This is a genomic window from Eubacteriales bacterium, from assembly GCA_041390245.1.
Classification (GTDB): domain Bacteria; phylum Bacillota; class Clostridia; order Christensenellales; family JAWKQI01; genus JAWKQI01.
The window spans coordinates 1-1,832 of record JAWKQI010000007.1; the positions used below are offsets into that span (position 1 = coordinate 1).

At 39.4% G+C, this 1,832-nt stretch carries 2 protein-coding genes; both read right to left on the reverse strand.

The genetic code is table 11. From position 1 onward, the window contains the following. Positions 1-952, reverse strand: a 952-nt coding sequence (locus R2876_07995) for a sulfite exporter TauE/SafE family protein (GenBank protein MEZ4358529.1), incomplete at its 3' end; no start/stop codon positions are given. 241 nt (positions 953-1,193) lie between these two features. Beyond that, complete coding sequence (locus R2876_08000; GenBank protein MEZ4358530.1) at positions 1,194-1,661, reverse strand: hypothetical protein; 468 nt, start codon at positions 1,659-1,661, stop codon at positions 1,194-1,196. Positions 1,662-1,832: the final 171 nt, after the last annotated feature.

Sequence of the window (1,832 nt, forward strand, 5' to 3'; positions counted from 1 at the left end):
CAATTAGGATAACGCGTACAATGCTTACTTTAGCTTTGGCTAAAATATATGAACCTACGAATCCGCCGACGACCTGGCCTGAAAGCCATGGTAATACAAACAGCGCTATAATACCGCCTGTAAAGATATACGGCCATACGGAAACGCAGCTTCCAACTCCTAAAATAATTCCGGAGTTTGCAGCAGCAACTTTAAGCGGTATGCCCATGCCCATGTTTAAAACAGGGGTAATGGCCCAGCCGCCGCCCATACCGAAGAAACCGCCGATTACGCCAACAAGGAAAATAAGGATTATACCTAAAGGAGCACGTGTGACTTCATACTTTCTCACTCTTCCTTCAGATTCCTCGAAATACTGACCTCCGAGATTAAACTTCTGTGTAACCGGCCCTATCTTTTTAATAACAGGATAATCCAGTTTCTTGCCGCCCATAAAAAGGTATATTCCAATGCCTAACAGCAATACGCCTAAGACGATACGCATCAAAGCTTCGCCTGTAACTCCGAAACTCTGCGCCGCACCTATTGCCAAAATTGCTCCGGCTAAAGCTCCTGCTGCCTGGCTTATTGTTAGAACAAGGCATAGTTTATAGTTACCGATTCCCTTTTTAATGAATATTCCAGTTGAAATCAGCCCAGAGAACATAGCGACTATTAAACCAGTCCCTCTTATTATAACGCTGTCGACATTTGTGAACGCCAGCATTATCGGAGTAAATATTACCCCGCCGCCGATTCCTGCTACAACGGCTATCATTGCTATTGCTACGCTTAACAGGAAAAATGCCAGCAGTATCAAAAAGATTGACGCTGTTGTCATATGCCCTGTCAATACATCTTCAGGTACAAGCGCTAACACACCAATACCAAAGTAAGATAAAATAGTAGCGGCAATCATTATAATAGCTTCAAGCATTGGCGACTTTAAAAATTTACTTTTAATTGCACCCATTTTTCTCTCCTTTTTATTTTTATATCCTTAAAAACCGTTAACTATTGTTAACTGTTGATTTTTCGGTGTGTGTTAAAAATTTAAATACATATGATAACTTTTGCATATGCCAATGGTAATTATAGCATATCCGCACTAACATTCAACTATTTTATGAATTTTTAATGAACATTTTGTCGAAAAATTATATAAAATAAAAAACCACAGGAAACTTTCCCGTGGTTTTTAGCTTTTTTAAATATCAGCCGGCATCTATGCTTAAAACCCCTATTGCAGAGAATAATATCAATGCAAAGAATATAAGCCCTAAGAAAGCCTGAACATAGCTCCTTTCCTTAAATACCTGTATCAATATCGTAGGAGCAAGAGCAAATAGGCCAATAGCACAGCCTCCGCAAATCGCTATCTGCCCCCAGGATTCTGCAAGGCCGATGTAATTTAAGTAAAAATGCGCTCCGGGGAAAGAGCCTGTTGTGCTCAATTGCCATATCTCGCTCGTTGATTGTCCGTTAAATATAGCACTATATACTAAGCTTGGATTTAAAAGATTACTGGACTGATCTATCAGCATAAACAGCGGCACAAATAATGCCAATACTGTAAAGAATATCGTGCCCCAGTGTATTACATTAGCATACGCTATATTACTTGTTGGAACTTTCAGAAGCTCAATATCATCTGTGCTTTTAACGTCTTTTTTTTCAGCCATTTTCTTTTTCCTCCTTCTTCCCAGCTTTATTCATAAATACTGAAATTGTAAGTACCGTGGCTATAATCGCAACAAATAATATAACCTGTACGATAGAAGGTATACTACCAATAGCTCCCATCATCTCAAGCCCTTTTGTTACGAGGCCAAAACTTGTGTATGCCATTATGC